The sequence below is a fragment of the Acaryochloris sp. CCMEE 5410 genome (assembly GCF_000238775.2).
In the GTDB taxonomy this organism is placed as follows: Bacteria; Cyanobacteriota; Cyanobacteriia; order Thermosynechococcales; family Thermosynechococcaceae; genus Acaryochloris.
The window spans coordinates 1,238,146-1,256,984 of the sequence record NZ_AFEJ02000001.1; the positions used below are offsets into that span (position 1 = coordinate 1,238,146).

13 protein-coding genes and 1 pseudogene are annotated in these 18,839 nt (G+C 45.0%); 9 read left to right on the forward strand and 5 right to left on the reverse strand.

Going from position 1 to position 18,839, the window contains the following annotated elements; genetic code table 11:
* Positions 1-624: 624 nt before the first annotated feature.
* The 3 genes and pseudogenes from ON05_RS05475 (at position 625) to ON05_RS05485 (ending at position 2,886) form a co-directional block, all read left to right on the forward strand.
* Positions 625-879, forward strand: a complete 255-nt coding sequence (locus ON05_RS05475; RefSeq protein WP_262561243.1) for a transposase family protein — start codon at positions 625-627, stop codon at positions 877-879.
* A 20-nt stretch (positions 880-899) separates the two neighbouring features.
* A pseudogene (locus ON05_RS05480) lies at positions 900-1,634 on the forward strand (ISAs1 family transposase).
* Between the two features lie 127 nt (positions 1,635-1,761).
* Entirely contained in the window at positions 1,762-2,886 is a 1,125-nt protein-coding gene (locus tag ON05_RS05485) for a hypothetical protein (RefSeq protein ID WP_262561245.1), read from the forward strand.
* Positions 2,887-2,994: 108 nt separating this feature from the next.
* On the opposite strand, the gene ON05_RS05490 is transcribed toward ON05_RS05485, so the two are convergent.
* Positions 2,995-4,338, reverse strand: coding sequence for a glycoside hydrolase family 113 (locus tag ON05_RS05490; protein ID WP_010468861.1), 1,344 nt, complete (start codon positions 4,336-4,338; stop codon positions 2,995-2,997).
* Between the two features lie 256 nt (positions 4,339-4,594).
* Here ON05_RS05490 and ON05_RS05495 point away from each other — a divergent pair, with 256 nt between their 5' ends.
* The 5 genes from ON05_RS05495 (at position 4,595) to ON05_RS05515 (ending at position 12,161) form a co-directional block, all read left to right on the forward strand.
* Entirely contained in the window at positions 4,595-5,395 is an 801-nt protein-coding gene (locus tag ON05_RS05495) for an RNA polymerase sigma factor SigF (RefSeq protein ID WP_010468858.1), read from the forward strand.
* 171 nt (positions 5,396-5,566) lie between these two features.
* On the forward strand, positions 5,567-6,973 hold the full coding sequence (locus tag ON05_RS05500) for a CHAT domain-containing protein (RefSeq protein ID WP_050857421.1): 1,407 nt from the start codon (positions 5,567-5,569) through the stop codon (positions 6,971-6,973).
* A 15-nt stretch (positions 6,974-6,988) separates the two neighbouring features.
* Positions 6,989-7,843: a M28 family peptidase gene (locus tag ON05_RS05505; protein WP_010468854.1), complete on the forward strand. Its 855-nt coding sequence runs from the start codon at positions 6,989-6,991 to the stop codon at positions 7,841-7,843.
* Positions 7,844-8,452: 609 nt separating this feature from the next.
* Positions 8,453-10,255 carry a bifunctional diguanylate cyclase/phosphodiesterase gene (locus tag ON05_RS05510; protein ID WP_010468853.1) on the forward strand — a complete coding sequence of 601 codons (1,803 nt, stop codon included), beginning with the start codon at positions 8,453-8,455 and terminating at the stop codon, positions 10,253-10,255.
* 118 nt (positions 10,256-10,373) lie between these two features.
* A complete protein-coding gene (locus ON05_RS05515; RefSeq protein WP_010468850.1) occupies positions 10,374-12,161 on the forward strand; it encodes an EAL domain-containing response regulator in 1,788 nt (595 codons plus the stop codon).
* Between the two features lie 82 nt (positions 12,162-12,243).
* On the opposite strand, the gene ON05_RS05520 is transcribed toward ON05_RS05515, so the two are convergent.
* The 3 genes from ON05_RS05520 to ON05_RS05530 all read right to left on the reverse strand — a co-directional run bounded on the left by ON05_RS05520 (position 12,244) and on the right by ON05_RS05530 (position 15,395).
* Positions 12,244-13,239, reverse strand: coding sequence for a diguanylate cyclase domain-containing protein (locus ON05_RS05520; RefSeq protein ID WP_010468848.1), 996 nt, complete (start codon positions 13,237-13,239; stop codon positions 12,244-12,246).
* 395 nt (positions 13,240-13,634) lie between these two features.
* Positions 13,635-13,991 carry a Rieske (2Fe-2S) protein gene (locus tag ON05_RS05525; protein ID WP_010468846.1) on the reverse strand — a complete coding sequence of 119 codons (357 nt, stop codon included), beginning with the start codon at positions 13,989-13,991 and terminating at the stop codon, positions 13,635-13,637.
* A 213-nt stretch (positions 13,992-14,204) separates the two neighbouring features.
* A complete protein-coding gene (locus ON05_RS05530) occupies positions 14,205-15,395 on the reverse strand; it encodes a hypothetical protein (protein ID WP_010468844.1) in 1,191 nt (396 codons plus the stop codon).
* Positions 15,396-15,727: 332 nt separating this feature from the next.
* Between ON05_RS05530 and ON05_RS05535 the strand changes: the two genes are divergently transcribed.
* Positions 15,728-17,647 carry a vanadium-dependent haloperoxidase gene (locus ON05_RS05535; protein ID WP_010468842.1) on the forward strand — a complete coding sequence of 640 codons (1,920 nt, stop codon included), beginning with the start codon at positions 15,728-15,730 and terminating at the stop codon, positions 17,645-17,647.
* A 57-nt stretch (positions 17,648-17,704) separates the two neighbouring features.
* Here the strand turns inward: ON05_RS05535 and hslO are convergent, their stop codons facing one another.
* Positions 17,705-18,604, reverse strand: coding sequence for an Hsp33 family molecular chaperone HslO (hslO, locus tag ON05_RS05540; protein ID WP_010468841.1), 900 nt, complete (start codon positions 18,602-18,604; stop codon positions 17,705-17,707).
* Between the last annotated feature and the right edge of the window lie 235 nt (positions 18,605-18,839).

An 18,839-nucleotide genomic window follows, 5' to 3' on the forward strand; every position in this document is an offset into this window, starting at 1 on the left:
TCACCAAGGACTTATCAGTCTTTTTCCCAGAATATATGCAAATCTAGACCGTTTAAAGTCTTCAGCGAATCAGCGTCACAGCACTCATTCATTTGCATGGATATTGATAGCAAACTCCCAGTAGAATTCAGCCCTCAATCCCCATCGAATCCCAAAACTTATTCATCCCGACACCACACATTCATTTACCCAATCAACCTACTCACAAGGGATAGCAGCCAGCATTTAAGTTAGCGTCTTCTATACTTCACGACGAACTGCAAGACTTAATATTCAAAAGACATTTCTCAATCGCAAAGGACATAAAAAATAAATCTAGCTATTCTCAAGGCACAAAAAAATAAATCTAGCTATTCTCAAGGCACAAAAAAATAAATCTAGCTATTCTAAGAAAGCTAGAAAGATCAGCAACAACGATTCGCTCCTTAATAAATCCATTTTCATCCTCTCTTAGCAATATAATTTATGGCGATCAAGCCCGTGCATAAAAGGCACATCGACCTTCCATCGATAGCAGGATTTACCCTAACGGAATTGCTGGTGGGGGGTGTCATCAGCCAGGGTTGTTTTACGTTCCTCCTAGAAAAAATAGGATGGTTCTACTGACCAACAGTAGAGAGACCGATGAGCCATCTAATCGATACTTTGAAGCAAGTCCCGGATTTCCGCAGTGCCCATGGCCGTATTCATCCGTTATGGCTGCTGTTGCTATTGATGGTGATGGGCATGCTTGCTGGATATCAAGGGTACCGTCCGTTAGAAACCTTTGTGAGCGATTATCGCCAGCCTTTAAGTGAGCTATTGGGGCTTGAGAGCCTCGAAGTTCCGTCTCACTGTACCTTTCGTCGAGTGATGAAGGGCTTGACTTCCAAGCGTTGAGCCACCAATTTGAAGCATGGATGCTCTCGAAAGCCCAGACTCACTCTCCCGATAATTATGCAGCCTCCATTGATGGCAAACGGATTCGTCAGGGGCTTACAGATGCCAAGGGGAAGCAGCGTTTTGTGGGCTTGGTGAGTTTATTTGCGGTGGAAGCAGGCATCACCCTCAAGCTCGAAGCCCTCACTCAGGAGGATAATAGCGAAATCAAAGTCGTGCAGGCACTGTTGGAAACCCTTCAACTCGATGGCTTACTGATTACCATGGATGCCTTACACGCCCAAAAAAACACTTGAGAAGATTGTGGCCTCGGGTAATGACTATCTCGTGGCGGTCAATCCAACCAGGGAAGACTTTACGACCACCTCCAGACTTACTTTGAGTGTCTTAAACCCATGGCTGAGCACATCCACTCCGCCCAAAGTAGAGGACGAGATGAACATCGGTGTATACAGGTTTATGAGCCTGTCGGCATAGCCCTACAAGAATGGACAGCAATTCGCTCTGTACTTTGTGTCCAACGATGGGGTACTCGCAAAGGAAAGGAGTATCACAATACCGCCTATTACATCAGTTCAGCTGCCACCTCACCCCAGCATTGGCAATCTCTGGTCCGAGAACATTGGGGCATTGAAATCGGTTGCATTGGCCGAAGGATGTTGTTTTTGGCGAAGATGATTATCGACTCGAAGATGAACAAGCACTGCTCAATTGGTCAGTGCTTAGAACTATTGGGATTAATATCCTGCGGCTAAACGACTATCAATCCCTCAAAACCGCGATGACTAAGCTGGCTAATCGGGTCGATATTATTTTTTCGCTGCTAACTTAAAACAGCCCTGTGTCATCAGCTTTTTTCTCGTCACCTTGAGTGGCTATGGTTTGGTTTCCATCATCACCACCAGTACCACCACCAACGCTCAAAACGAACGTCGCGTAGAACTGAATCGAGCTGGAGACTTTATTGCCCAGGAAATCAGAACAGCCGCCAAAATTGTCCAGGATGCCTCAGTTCGCTCTGAACAGCCCATCGAATTCTTGTCAGGTATCAGTCCAGACATATCTCAAATTCAGCCCGTCCTGATGCTAAGAATGGCTCAGACCAACCTCGTCCCCATCGTCTACTATCTCGCTACACCCCCCAACGGCATTTGGCAGGGACCCAAAGCAATCTATCGGTGGGGGCCTGCCTATGACGATCAGGGGGCCTATATCAATCCTGATACCCCAACCCAATGGACCCATGAGCCCCTCATTGATCTGATTGAAAGTGAAGGCTCCCTGCCCACCTGCGAAACCAACTGGGTAGGTTCGGGCACCCCTGGATTCTATGCCTGCGTTAATGCCACGGGCGAAATCGCCAAAGTCTATCAAACGGGCAGAATTAACAAAGTCTTGGCGCAAACGGATACTTACCGATATAGCTCCACAACCGCTATCCGTACTCTAGAACTGGCCCAAACTTCCGGAACTCCATCGAGGACAACCAATTCAACGGCATGTCTTCTAGTTATGGATGAAGACAGCATAGACAGCGATATTCCTGCCATTCAAGATGCCGCCCTAAGCAAAGGCATTAGCGTTAATGCCTTGATTAATAAAAATAATCCGACCCAGCTAGGGAATCCTACTTTTCTTTGGAATACCAGCTATGCCGGAGACATCGTAACTATCCCCACTGGGCAAACAGGCGATGAAGGAGTCTTTTCTCTTCCCCAGACCTTGAATGGGAAAAACGGCCCCTTATCCCTCAATGATTTTTTAGCTGGGAATTTACCCCAAGCCGATCTCGATGAAGTCCTGGATGTTCAGCCCTTAGGCAATGCCCAACTCAATGATTTAGTGGGACAATCCTGTACCGCAATTGTCTATGACAGCGATATTTCCATTAACGTTGCTCCACTACAAGCAAATTTACAGGGCGCCCGCCTTGGACGGTTTAATTTCACAGTTCAGTCCATTGTCTCCAGTTCTGAGCTGAGTAATCTCAGGATTCGTGTTGACTAAGCCCTCTCGAAGATGGGAACTCAAGAAAGGACTAAAAGCACCTCAATCTGGGCCGTTTAGCTAGAAGAATTTTTTCTGCCTCCTGCAGCCCCTGTCTTGCTGGGTGATCTACTTCTTCAAAAACTTCTGCAAAATCTTTTGCAACGGATCGACAGGCGAATCATTCAATATCAGCACAAATGGCTCCAAGGATTGGTGATCGGGTTGGGTAGATATTTTCCAGTACAGAATGCCCTGTAACAAATTGGGATAGTGCTTTTTGACGGTTTGATAGAGGGCTTGCACCGCCAACACCCGTTCCTGATCATTCGTGGGCTGCATCGTCCATAAAATCACCTCTTGTTGTCCTGGCTTCCCGACAAAGGAAAAGCCACGATAGCTCCAGGGGGCCAGAGTATTTTGGTCCCAGCGAGTATAGCCTAACTCCGTAAAGATCACAGGCTTATTTCGAATCGACTGGTCCCGGCGAAAGGCATCCATATCCCCCAGAATTTTCCGCCATCCTGACAAGAGCTGCTGCTTCAACTGGTGTTGATTTCGGAATTGAGGTTGCGATCGCAACGGGAAATACGCATTCACCCCAATCACATCCAAAGCATCCCAAAACCCCACCGACTGATATTGATCAAAATTCGCCGCATAGGTGAGTTTGCCAGAATAGATCTGGCGAGTGTGCTGAATCAGTTGCCGCCAGTGCCGATCCAGGCGTTGCCGACGATGGTTAATCGCAGCAATCTGATCCGCTTCCCCTGGATAACTCACCTGTTTCGCCCAGACCTGCCAAGCCTTCAGTCGCTCCTCCAAAAACGCTTCTAAAGTGGGAAATTGATATCCCCCTTTCAGCTGCAGTTCGGCAAAGGGAATTCGATCCTTATACTTCAGCAGATTATGAATCAGCGCCCGCTGCTCAATCGGGTCGAGGTAGTAGCGCTCTAAATCCGGCACATCCTTTACCGGCAACGTGGAAGTCAAGGCATTCATTTCACTGCCAATTCCCACCATATCCACCCCTTCTGCTTCTGCAATTTCAGCCCATTGGGCGACAAACTTGGTGTAGGTCTCAAACCAATCGGCCAGTTGGGCATCCGTCTCCGGCATCGTTAGTCCATGCCAGATGAAATTATTTTGGGGATAGGCATGATCCAAAGCCAACCGCAAAATCAATACGACATTCAGTCCCGCCGCTTTAGCCGCCCGCATCTCTTGCAGCACCCCCTCATCTTCAGCGTCATATCTGAGGTTAGGTGAATCCCATTCGGCTTGGGTGGCGTAGACCGTCACCTCCACCGTATTCATATCCGCTGATTTCAGTTCCTTGACCCAAACGGATGCATCGGGTTCATTCACCTGAGTTCCCCCTAAATAAAACGGCCATGCCGGATTAGCCTGACTCAAAACAATCACAATGGGCCATAAAATAGCCAGGATTAACCAGCGAAACCTAAACTTCATTAAAAATTTTTTTTCCTTGCATTTCCTTTATTCTATCCAAATAAAATTATTTACCGATCCTTCAACACCAGTTCTCACAGGCTTTTCAGGAACTTCTTATTTTCAGCTCATGATTCATATTCATGCAAAGCTCCGTAGAAATGCGGAAAAATCACAACCCAAAAAGTTTGATATTCCCGTGTTTTAACGATGGTTTTCCGAGTTCGGGATCTTCATAATGATTTTCAGATACAGGAAAACAGGACTTTAAAAAACGATGGCTTATCAAACTTCTCTTCAATCGCAAACCATGGAACTTCTGGTCGCTTATCGCCAAAAGCCTTCCGTTCAGCTCAGAAATCGCCTCGTACGATTGAATATGGGTCTCGTTCGCAAGGTTGCTCACCGTCTGACCCACCAGTGCGCTGAGCCCTACGAAGATCTAGAGCAATGCGGATTTCTAGGTTTGATTACTGCCATCGAGCGCTTTGACCCCTCCCAAGGATATGCCTTCAGTTCCTTCGCAGTGCCTTACATTCGCGGCGAAATCCTCCACTTCCTTCGCGACCGCGCTAACACCGTTCGCATCCCCCGCCGCTGGCAACAGCTCAGCCGGGATGCGGCCAAAGCCAGACAAGCCCTCACCATGGAATTGGGTCGTCAGCCCAACGATCAGGAAATTGCTGATGCCCTGAGCCTCTCCATGCAAGAATGGCGTTCGGTCAAACTCGCCACCACCAATCGAGTTCCCCTTAGCCTCAACGCTCGGGTCTCCTCCGGTCACTCTCAGTCTGACTCTGCTATGACCCTAGGTGACACCTTGATGGATGTTCATAGCCAAATCCTGCAGGCCAACCAAGAAGATCGCATCGAACTCCAGCAAGCCTTAAACCAGCTCGAAGATCGGACCCGAATCATGATTGAGTCCGTCTTTTTCCAACAGCTCTCTCGCCAAGAAGTGGCCAAGCGCATCGGCGTCAGCTCCGTCACCGTTACTCGCAACATGAAGAAGGGCATCGACAAGCTAATCGATTTACTCCAACAGCAACAGCCTAACGCTCTGCAAACGGAACACTAAACACTTCCTCTCTAAACATAGGACATGCATCTTCCCTGTAGGCTTAAAGCCTACAGGGAATTTCTTTTGTTCCTCATCTACAAACGTTCATCCTTCACGACGTCATTTGGGATCGTCTAACCATGCCTTTACCCTTAAACTGAGAAGTAAGACTTTAGACGGGGTTTAGATATGCCGAGCCAGAATCCGACCCTTAATCAAGCCAGACGAAGGGAGATGCGATCTCACCAACGATTCCTCCAATTTCAAGTTCATCTCCCCCGCCTTATTGGCCTGATTAGCCTCTGCAGTCTCTGGACCTATGCTCTGCCAAGTTCAGCTGAATATAACCGCCCAGTTATCCCTCCCAAAGTCACCCAAAATTTCTTGGCCATGGAGCGGAGCTTCGAAAAAGAATTTGAAACTTACTTTGGCGAAGATCTCGCAGATGTTACCCAAGATCCGACAGAAGTTGCCCAAACCCTGAGCCGTATCAGTCAAACCACTGGAACCCATCCAGGGGTCTTGTGGATCATGCCTCGTGAAGATCATTTACATCTAGTCTTGCTATTACCCGGCGGCCAGCCCATTATTCGAGATCTCTACGATGTCCCACGCGCAAAACTCCTTAAAACCGTCGCGACCTTCCGAGAACAAGCCAAAGATCCTGGTCAGTGGGACCTAGCACCTGCTCAACAGCTTCATGAGTGGCTGATTGCCCCCTTTGAAAAAGAGCATCTTCAAGCAGCCAATATTGATACCTTATTGTTTTGCTTAGGCAGTGGACTCCGAGGCATCCCCTTAGCTGCCTTACATGACGGCGAGCAATACCTCGTCGAACGGTATAGCCTCACCAATATTCCGGCATTCAACTTAATTCAGACCGAATATACCCCTCGCAACCAGGGAAAAATCTTAGCCGGTGGAGCCTCAGAATTTTTGCAACTAGAGTCTTTACCATCCGTTCCCACAGAAATTGCAGCTATTTTGACCTTTCTCCAGGCCCGTCTTCCAAACCAATCCCAGTGGCAGGGCCAGGCCTTACTCAATCGCAATTTCACCCTCAAGAACCTCAAAACTCAGTTAAGCAAGCAAACCTACAATATTATTCACCTCGCCACCCATGCCGAATTTAACCCTGGCCAACCCCACCAGTCATTTATCCAGTTCCGAGATACCCAACTCCGATTAGACCAAATGAATACCCTAGACTGGTCCAAACCCAGTCTCGATCTCTTGGTTCTAAGTGCGTGTAAAACAGCCCTGGGGGATCAAACTGCTGAGTTAGGGTTTGCTGGTATCGCCCTCAAAGCAGGGGTTAAAACAGCTTTAGGGAGTCTCTGGTACGTCAGTGATGTCGGCACCCTAGCCATTATGAGCGAGTTTTATCAACAGTTGCCCCGCCACAAGACCAAATCAGAAGCTCTGCGTCAAGCCCAATTACGGATGCTTCGAGGTCAAATCCAAGCCCAAAACGGACAACTCACCCTTTCCAATACGCCTTTATCTTTACCCAGTGAAGTTTCAGATATTTCCAATATCGATTTCACCCACCCCTTCTATTGGTCAGGCTTTACGATGATCAGTAGTCCTTGGTAAATCGGGTGACGGTCTATGGGCAGTCCCTTACAAAAACGCCTCTTACAACATTTATCTCACCTAGCGCGAGAACGCGATCCCTATCTGGCAACAGCTGGACATTTTTTTGTCAAAGAGTACATCTACCAAGAACTCAGTCAATGGGGAACCGTGCGTCGCCATTCCTTTAGAACCCTCAAAAAAGTTGCCAAAAGTGTTCATGAAAATCTGATCTTGTCCTTACCGGGCCGCCAGTCTCTGCCCCCCATACTGATTGGTGCTCATTTTGATGGCGTCCCCGGATCGCCTGGAGCAGATGATAATGCCACCGGAGTCGCTGTCCTCCTAGAACTCGCTCAGCACTTCCATCACCATCCCGCTCGTCATCCCATCCAAATAATTGGTTTTGATCTAGAAGAATATGGACGATTAGGAAGCCAAGCCTATGCCCAAGAACTAAGGCAAACCCAAACCCACATCACCACCATGATTAGCCTAGAGATGCTGGGCTACATTGACGCAAGAAAGCATACTCAACGATATCCTGCGGGACTTAAGTATTTATATCCTTCCACTGGCAATTTTATTGCCCTACTCGGCAATCTTCGCTCCATTCCCACCCTGTTCAAAATGTCCACTCACTTCAAGCGTAATGGTGCACCTTGCGAGTGGCTTCCTGTGCCCTTACGCGGCACTCTCATTCCCGATACCCGCCGTAGCGATCATGCCTCATTCTGGGATTATGGATATTCTGCAGTGATGGTGACGGATACAGCCGACTCCAGGAATCCCCATTACCACAAACCCAGTGATACCATTGCCACCCTCAACCTAGAGTTCCTAGAGTCCATCTACATTGGCTTGGTGCAGGCCATCCAAAGTGGAATGTAGTCAAGTCATTCTCGGACAGAAAATCAAGCTTGATTCGTAAAGCAGCAGGTGATTTCGATGAGCTTTATCAAACCTATTTTATAGAGAAAACCTAAGACCAACAGCATACAATAAAGGTTCAATACATGGCGCAAATTTAAGTCATTTTATTTTTTAATAAAATGCCAATATACTCTTTTCTGATCGACTAAATATTACATCTTCACACAGCAAAAAAATCTCAAGATAATATTTTCATTTCAGAGATTAAAAGAATAAAATTCACGCAATATAAACTATAAAACTTACTATTTTTTCTTTATTCATCAGTAATTAAAATTCTCTATCCATAAGAATTTAATAACAAATGGAGCTTAGCTAATAGATATTTTTCCGCCATTGAAATTGATTCATGCTCTGACTACTGTTTTTTCAATAAATCAGGCTAAAAAATAAGTACTATCACTGAGGTCAGTCAACTATTTATATGAGATCAAGAATCTGGAATAGTTGATTTTACGGAGGAGATAGAGGGGGAAGCATCAACAGAGTTGCGTACTCCTGCGGTTATTTTCCTCATGATATTGCGTTATACCTTAAGACATTATTACGAAATTCAGGTTTATTCCAATGCATGCAGGTGGAACTCAAATTTTGATGATTGAGGATGATGATCAAGATGTAGAAATTGTTAGAGAATTGCTGAGTTTCAACAAAAGCTCAATTACGCTCAAACACCGCCGGACACTCTCCACAGGAATTACCTTTCTGCATGAAACTAAGTCCATTGACTTAGTCTTATTGGATCTTTGTCTATCAGATACCCAGGGTCTAGAAACCTTTCATAAGATTCACGAAATGTTCCCCAGCCTGCCACTGGTTATCCTTTCTGGAAATACAGACGAAACGATAGCTATAGAAGCGATGCAGGATGGGGCTCAAGACTTTTTAGTCAAAGGACGCTTCAACAGCACCCTTCTATCTCGTACCATTCAATATGCATTAGAGAGACAAAAACAGCAATTAGAGCTGCAGTATAAAAACACAACATTATTAGCCCTTTCAGAACAACTAGAAATTGCCAATCGTGAACTAGAACGGTTGGCTACCATGGATGGGTTAACACGAGTTTATAATCGACGTCAGTTCGATTCTGTCTTTCAACGAGAGTGGCATCGCTTATGTCGTGAAGAGCAACCGCTATCAGTAATTCTGGGCGATGTCGATCATTTCAAAGCCTATAACGATACTTACGGCCATCAAGCAGGAGACCAATGTTTACAGCAAGTTGCTCAAGCCATTGCTAGAATTGCCCAACGTCCCGCAGACTGTGTAGCCCGCTACGGGGGCGAAGAATTTGTGGTGTTGCTCCCTAACACGGATCTTTCCGGAGCATTACACGTTGCAGAAGCAATTCGGGAAGAAGTTGAGGAACTCAACATTCCCCACCGCAATTCATCCGCGAGTAAGCACATCAGCCTTAGTTTGGGAGTTGCCAGTCTCATACCAAACGAAGATATCCCCGCTTCAAGTCTGATTCAATCTGCAGATCAAGCCTTGTATACAGCTAAGGATCTTGGTCGAAACCAGGTCACTGCAGACACATCTGATTCTACAAATCCCAGACAACTAGCCAACCAAACATTATTGTGGACCCAGAGGATAGAGCAAGCCTTGGAAAAAGATTATTTCCAGCTCTATGCTCAACCTATCCACCCCCTCAGCCAAGATCGAGAGAAACAATGTTTTGAGATTTTACTGCGCCTATGTGATCAACCCCACACAGTCATAAGCCCAGGTTTTTTCTTACCCATCGCAGAACAAAAGGGCTATATGAATCGCATCGATTATTGGGTTATTGAGCATCTATTTGCAGATCTCCAGGAAATTAAAGCCACCATGGAGCAAAATACTCAATTTTTCATTAATTTATCGGCCAGAAGCTGTAATAATGGCCAACTTATAGAATTTTTGCAACAACAGCTCACTCGTTTCAACTTATATCCAGAAGAATTTTGTTTTGAAATTAGTGAAAGTGTTGCCCTGAAGAACATATCCAATGCAGCCAAACTCAGTAAAGAGTTAACCGCACTCGGCTGTCAAGTTGCCCTAGATGATTTTGGTAATGGCTTATCTTCTTTCATGCATCTTAAGTCTATTCCTGCGGACTATCTCAAAATTGATGGCTCCTTTGTCAAAGATATAGGCTCTGATCCAGTAGCTACAGAAATTGTCGGAGCCATCCATCGACTTGCTAAAAGTATGGGTATGCAAACAATAGCGGAATATGTGGAATCTGAGCTTATCCTCGACACAATATCCAGTTTTGGGATCGATTTTGCTCAAGGTCATTATTATGCCCAAGCCCAACCCCTCATTGAAACCTTAGTGACTTATCAATCTATTCCATTTCGTCAAGGAGCAGAAAGTTAATCGTTCCATCCGAAACGAGAAGTACCTTACTTCCAAATGCATCAAAAACTGAATAAAAAAGAAAAGAGAATCTAGGTCTTTTTAACTTGAATATAGATTTGCATTTAAGGGGGAGCAAATGCGATCAAGAAAAACACATGTATTAATCATTGAAGATGACGAACAGGATGCCAATATCGTTCGCCGTTATTTAGATAATATGCCTCAACTACCGTTAACACTCCAACATAAGCACACTTTACGGGAAGGCATCCATGTTTTACAAAACAATGAATCTATTGCTCTAATCCTACTAGATCTCACTTTATCTGATGCTAAAGGTTTAGATACATTTCATCAGGTTCATCAGGCTTTTCCACAGAAACCTCTTATTATTCTGAGTGGCAATTCAAACCCGGAAATCATTCAAAAAACCCTGCATGAGGGAGCAGTAGACTTCTTAATTAAAGGAACTTTCGATAGCCCCTCTTTGTGTTACTCCATTCAACATGCTTTAGAGCTACAGCAACAAAAACTAGAGCTAGAACTTCAGAATAGTACTCTTCAATCATTATCAAAGCAACTAGAAATAGCTCAAGCTGAAATCAAAAAACTTAAAACAATTGACTCTCTTACTAAGTTTTATAATCGAACTCAGTTTGACGACGTTTTCCTATCTGAATGGAAAAGGCTACAGAGAGAAGAACAACCCTTAGCTCTCATTCTTTGTGAGCTAGACCCGATAGCGACTGAGATTGATCCAGTTTCTACAACCTGGGAAGATCATACGTTGCATCAAATCGCTGAGATCATGTTCCACACCATTAAGCGTCCAGCAGATTGTGTCGCTCGATATAGTGAAAATCAATTTGTGATCTTGTTACCCAATACCGATATGTTGGGAGCAACCTTCATTGCAGAAGCCATCCGCATTCAAGTTCAAAAACTTGGCATAGATTATCTTTCTAGCCCATACCATCAACCCATCACTCTCAGTTTTGGGATCACAGGCCATATCCCAAGGCCTCTAGAAGCCCCCTCTTTATTGATTGAAGCTGCACACCAAGCATTGATAGGCGCTAAAGCGCGTGGAAGGCATCAGGTCAATTGGCAAACCATTCGGGACATCAAATCGGAGTTATACACTCGCCAAACATTACATTGGGTGGGCAAGTTGCATCAGGCATTACAAAACGATCTGTTTCAGCTCTATGTTCAACCCATTCACCCATTAAATAGAACATGTAGCATAGAGCGTCTCGATATCTTACTCCGACTCTGTGATCAATCAGGCAGAGCTTGTGCGCCCGAAATGTTTCTGCCCATGATTGAACAGTACGATTTTATGGCTCAGATTGACCAGTGGGTGATTGAGAACTTGTTAGGACACACACAAGTGCATCTACATAAGAAGTTTGAAGCCACCTATTTTATCAAGCTGTCTGCAGCAACCTGCAAAGCCGGTAATTTCTCAGCGCTGGTACAACAACAGCTCAATTTATATAATTTCCCAGCGAATCACCTCTGCTTTGCAATCTCAGAATCAGTCGCCTTGAAGAATTTATCCTCAGCAGTGCAGCTGGCACAATCCCTTAAAGCACTAGGCTGTCAGATTGCCATAGATGATTTTGGTGTAGATTTCAAAACGCTTAGACGGCTTAGACCGATGAAAGCAGATTACGTAAAAATCAACGGAGAATTGGTTGAAAGCATTACTACAGATCCCATATTGCATGGAATTGTAGGGTCAATAAAGCGTGTGGCTGATGTTATGAATTCAAAAATTATTGCCAAGCAAGTTAAATCAGAAGTGACCCTTAACTCGCTAGATAACTTAGGAATTAACTATGCCCAAGGGAATCATTTTGAACAGTCCCTTCCCCTTAAGCAGTACATCAGTATGCAACCCTCACCGATGGCTTACTAATTTAAATTAATGCTTTTTACCCTAGAAGTATGAATACAGCAGCCAGCAATAGCCTCCTATAATCCTGAATCGAAGTCAAAAATCACGTTTGAATCAGTTCCATAGTGTGAGTGCGATTGCGACCTTGCTTTTTAGCCATATATAGAGCTTGGTCTGTCAGCTCAATCAACTGAGATGGAGCTATTGCTTTGCTGGGAACGATACTGGCTACCCCTAAGCTAAGGCTGACATAATGACTTACAGCGGAAGAACAATGGGGAATACTGAGCGCTTCAATTTCCGTTCTAATGGCTTCGGCAACATGAACTGCTCCGGATTGATCGGTGTTCGGTAACACAACGACAAATTCTTCGCCTCCATAACGAGCCACACAATCCGCAGAGCGCTTGGCAACAGTAGAGATGGCTCGAGCGACCTGCTGTAGACATTTATCTCCCGAAGGGTGTCCATAGGTATCGTTATAGGCCTTAAAGTGATCGACATCGCAGAGGATCAGAGACAGGGGCTGCCTTTCTCGCATCATTCGAATCCATTCTGCTAGAAATATCGAATCAAATCGACGTCGATTATTAATGTGGGTCAAGCTATCTATAGCTGAAATTTTTTCGAGTTTATGGTTAGCCACTTTGAGCTCTTTAGAAAGTTTCTCTAAAGTTTTATTCTTCTCTCTTAACTCCAACCAAAGATTCTGTCTTTCTAGTGCAAATTGAATCGAGCAGCGTAAGATAGTAGCATCAAAATGCCCTTTAAATAGACAATCCTGTGCACCTTTCTGCAATAGATATAATGCTCTAGATGGATCTAAATTGCCACTCAAAATAATGAGGGGCATTTCTGGGAACACAAGTTGAATGTGTTGAAACGCTTCTAGATTACTAGCATCCGTTAAAGATAGATCAAGAAGCACAAGGTCAATGGCAGGTTCGTGATGGAGTCGGGTTATACCTTCTGCGAGTGAACTTCGATGCTCAAAAGCTGCAGGGAAACTCTGACGGCCCACTAGTAATTCTCTAATGATTTCTACGTCCTGTTCATCATCTTCAATCATCAAAATCCGGATATCACTAATCTGCACCATCTTCCCCCCTTTAATAAAAATGACACATATATAGCTAGGTGATTTCCCAACAGGAACTATCTACTCACCATTCCTTTCACTTTAAGACTCAAACAGTGCTGGCGCAATGATCGTTCTAGCTATTTATCAAAATCCAGACTAAAATTTTTGATTCAGGACCACTTTGGATTAGACAACTAATCATATGATTAAAAAATCAAAATCATCTAGTATTACTAATACTAATTTCGGGAGTGCGTCACCTTTTTGAGAGGATATTTAGGCTATGCTCAAACCCATTGATTTGGTAGTGGTTTAAACATATAAAACTCTAGCGAATTTAATTTCATTCCTAAAAAATGAAACGCTCCTGTTACCATGTGGGTTACTGAAAAACTAGAATCCAGCCCAGCAAATTATTCAGCGATTTCTACCCAAATATCCCCCTCTTCCACACGGGTTGGATATACCTGTAATGGCCTTTCCTTTGAGATCGCCCCTAGGAGCTTACCAAGCCCTGGTGGCCAGGGAATCCAAGATTTGGGTACCCCTGTAGCGAGGTCAAAAGCACTTCGATGCAAAGGGCAGACAATTGCCCCATCTGTCGTAATTTTTCCTTTGCTGAGTGGTGCTTTTAAATGTGGGCAAGCATTCTTGACTGCACAAATGTTTCCACCATGATTAACCAGAAGAATCTTTTCTTTCTCGACCTTAACGATTTGACGATCCCCTTGGTCGAGTTCACTTTCTGATAAAACCTTAACCCAACTCATAGCAGCCTCCAGAGATTAAATAACACATGTCTAGGGAGTAATTTGGCCTTGAATCCGCGCGAGTAATAACTCTGACCTGATTATCCCAGTCAGATCGAGAAGGACGTCTTCACCGCCATAAAAATCAATAGAAACTTGCAGATCCCTCTCCCAAGCATGTCAAAGATGGCAAACCTTTGTTTACCACAGATAAGGGAATGAATCGGTATGAAGTCAGGAACGGGCCACTCTCAGACTAAACAGCCGATTGATACCGTAAACAATCCATCGCCAATATCGATGCATTCCCCACACCACGAAGGGAGTCAACAATGTTGCCAACAACATTACACTTGCCACTAAGCTCAAATCAACATTCCATACATCCTGAGCAATTCGAACAAGATCGTGATCAATCCCCGCTTTACCTTGGTTATAGATAGCACGGGTGGTTTGGTCAAAAATGAGTCGCCAGCTGAATTGAATGTCATAGGAGATAACATAAGCTGCCAACATGGCATACAGCGGGCGCTCCACTGAATAGCGGCAGGCATATCCACTCATTGCCCGTGCTAAGAAAATTCCGCCAAAAACCAGTTCAAATCCATGACCCATAGCGATTACAAAGAACTCATGGATACCTGTAAAAGCACAAAATGTATATGAGATCGCAACCCCCAACAACACTCGCGCCGTCAAATAATTCTGCCAATACACATAAAACAGATACCCAAATCCGCAGTACATCAAACCCATTAAAAAGGGCATCCGCTCAACATTGAACGTAAAACCACCCCCATGCATAAAATCGAAAGCAGGAATCGCCGGATATCCAAAGATCCAGTTGGTTAAGGTATGGCCCAACTCATGGACGAGGGTGATGACCGGGCTCAGAAGGAAAGTCACTTGTTGAGATGCCAAAATCAGCAGGGCTAAAGCGATACCCACTGCGATCGCTTTCCATCCTTCTGGCTCAATAGATTGTGGCTCCCAGAGATCATCTGGTGGGCTGTTGGGTTCCCAACTTGTTTTCTCCAACTTAGGCCGTCGCCAAAGCTCTCCATTCGCAGCTTGATGCAGTGTTGGCATTTGACCATCACTTTCTAAAAAGCTTAACTGCCAACACCAGGATGATTCTCTAGCTCCCTTCTCTTGACCAGATATCAACAGAAACCGTGCACCTGGTAAATGCCACTGAGTCATCTCACGACAGCACAGCATCACTGAACTCTTTTCATCCGGTGCTCGTTCCCCCTGGAGATAAACATGTAGTTCATCTTCTTCCGACCAAACTTCAGTTTCAATCTGCTTGTGAGCCAAAGTTTGATTTAAAAGCTGGGTCATTGCTTCTACAGACCCACTGGCAGCCGATTCTCTTAAATTTGCGAGGGACTCGGAAGACTGAAAACTATCAGTAGAGGACATAGTTGCCTGAATAAATGCTGGCGTTAGTATTCCCCAACCAAGCTATACCTGTGCTACCGATCACAGCTTTGCAGTCTGGTGGCTCACCGTTATGTCCAACTAATGTCACAGCAAAACTGAACAAATGGCTAGAGGATGAAACTTAATTCAAGCAGAAATAGTGCAAATTATTCTTTGCGTAAAAGTATTACTAGCTACCGATAGATCTATGACTGTCTTGATGCTTAAATCTAGCAAAAATTAATTATTTCTCACTAATTAGAGAAAATTATTTCTTTTTTTCGTGTGTTGCCTCAAACCCATCGTTACCTGAATTAACGGAGCATTCAACTATGAATACTAGGCGACAACAAGCCCAATATATTCGCAATAATGCCGCTGAATTAGCTGCTAATCGACCCCATCCTCAGCATATTAATAATAAAGAGGAATACGAGTATCGCCGTCCTAAAAAAGATGGCAACGAGCCTAGCCACATTGCTAATTTCACCAAGGGGTTGCCTCACGACGAACATACAGGCTTATTACTCAATTCCGCCGACTATGACCAGTTCGTCTTAGGCATTCAATCTGGAGACACAACTGATTTTGCCCGAACACCTTTAGGTCCTGCCGAATTACCCAAAGTCCATGGTTGTTTGAGTAAACAAAAGATTGATTGTGATGATGACCACCGCTCTGGATTCTGGAAGTCTCAAATTGCTCAAGGAGCTGCGGGTGGTGATGGAGCCAAGCTTAGGGCTTGGGAAAGTGCGGGTGCTGGTTTAGTTTTTGACTTAGAAGGTCCCGATGCCCAGGCAGTAACAATGCCCCCTGCTCCGAGATTAGAAAGTTCAGAGCTTACTTCAGAAATCGCAGAAGTTTATTCACAAGCATTGCTTCGTGATATTCATTTCTCTCAATTACGAGATCCTGGCTTGGGAGATCAAGTGAATGCCTGTGATTCTTGTCCAACCCAACTTTCTATTTATGAAGCAATAGATATTCTAAATACTGTCCAGATTGAAGGCCAAAATTGGTTCTCTGCCAATTGTTGCGACCTCACAGATGATGAGCAGGCTCGTCAGCGACCACTCGTAACTCGACAAAATATCTTTCGTGGCACCGCACCTGGAGATGATGTCGGTCCCTATCTATCCCAGTTTCTGCTGATTGGTAATAATGCGCTGGGAGGTGGGGTATTTGGGCAAGAAGCCGGCCATATCGGATATGGTGCAATACGAATTGATCAGCGAGTCAGAAAGGCTACCCCCTGCAAAGACTTCATGACTAACTTCGAAACTTGGTTAGATGTGCAAAATGGTGCAGATTTGCGAGGTCTAGAAACCTACGTTGACGCTGATCCGGGAAAATGTCGTGAATTCCCAGCCTATCGAGTCATCACTACACCTCGAGACTTAGCAACCTATGTTCATTACGATGCACTATATGAAGCTTATTTAAACGCTTGTTTGATTTTGCTGGGTATGGGAGCTCCTTTCGACCCCGGTATTCCGTTCCAAAAACCTGATGTGGAAGATAAACAGCAGGGGTTTGCTCACTTTGGCGGACCGCAAATCTTAACCCTAGTCTGTGAAGCCGCAACCAGAGGGCTAAAAGCAGTTCGTTTCCAAAAGTTCAATGTTCATCGTCGTTTACGCCCTGAAGCTCTAGGTGGTTTAGTTGATCGCTATAAGCATGGTAAAGGTGCGGGTGATGAACTTAAACCCGTTGCAGCCCTAGTTGAAGCACTAGAGAATGTTGGTCTCCTCAGCAAAGTTGTAGCCCATAATCAACTCCAAAATCAGAATCTTGACCGCAGTGGCGATCCTTCCAGCGCAGGGGATAATTACTTCCTACCGATGGCCTTCCCAGAAGGATCTCCTATGCACCCCAGTTATGGTGCTGGTCACGCAACCGTGGCTGGTGCTTGCGTCACCATGATCAAAGCTTTCTTTGATCATGGTTGGCAACTGAACTTGGGTATGGCGAATGGGAAATACGTATCCTACGAACCTAATCAAGATGGGAGTGGTCTTCAACAAGTTCTTTTAGATTGCCCTCTCACGGTAGAAGGTGAGTTAAATAAGATTGCAGCTAACATCTCCATCGGACGGGATTGGGCTGGCGTGCATTACTTCACCGATTACATCGAATCCTTACGATTAGGCGAAAAGATTGCGATTGGCATTTTAGAAGAGCAAAAGCTGACCTACGGAGAGAACTTTACAATGACCGTTCCCCTCTATGATGGGGGCAGCATTCAAATCTAGAGAATAGAGACGGGATTCTACTCTGTCTCTAGCTTGAAATAAGACAGGGGTCTAGTTCTAGACCCCTGCTTCAGTTTTTAAATCATCAATCAGTTTTCCTAGCTGATCGCTGGTAACCTGATAGACCTCACCACAAAAATCACAAGTTGCTTCAGCCCCATCATCCTTTTCAATCATGTCTAGCAGTTCATCTTGCCCCAGCATTTTCAAGGCCCCGAGCACTCGCTCAATTGAGCAGCGGCACTGGAATTGCACCATTTGAGTTTGGGGAAAGATCTTAAGTCCCATATCCCCTAGCAAGTCCGTAAAGATATCGGGAAGCGTTTTGCCTGCTTGCAGTAAGGGAGTAAAGCCTTGTAAATGGGCAAGGCGAGACTCTAGTAATTCCACCAGGGCCGGATCTTCAGCCGCTTTTGGTAAAACTTGAATCAACAGTCCCCCAGCCGCAGTGACGCCTTGAGCCCCGACAAAAACCCCCAAAGCAAGAGCAGATGGGGTTTGCTCTGAAGTGACTAGGTAGTGAGTAACATCTTCGCCTATCTCACCGGAGACTAATTCCACCGTACTGGAATAGGGGTATCCATATCCCATATCCCGCACCACATAGAGAAAACCTTTACCGACAGCCCCTCCCACATCTAACTTACCCTTCGCATTGGGGGGGAGTTCCACTCCAGGATTGGTGACATATCCGCGGACCGTACCGTCCAAGCCAGCATCCACTAAGATGCCTTGCAATGGCCCATCCCCACGAATACGGAGATTAATCCTTGCTTCTGCTTGTTTCATGCTGGACGCCAACAATAAACCCGCAGACATAGTCCGGCCTAAGGCAGCAGTTGCGACATAGGAGAGACCATGACGTTGTCTTGCATCTTCGGTTAAACGGGTGGTGATCACACCAACTGCTCGGATGCCATCATCAGCGGCTGTGGCTCGAATAAGTTGGTCGGCCATAGAATCCCTACAGGTTCTTAATAAATCTTTTTAATTGTACTGCAATGAACTCCAAGTGAAGCCTTGGAAAGTAGATGCATTAGAGCGTTATGTTGCCAAGATCACCCTAGATTATGTTTACATTGGTTAACATGGGAGAACTAATTACAGGGTTAAGGAAGAATCAACTTCTTTTTTTCCTCACCAGGGCACATTATTAATTAGTGAATTCATCAGCGAGGTTCATTTGGACATC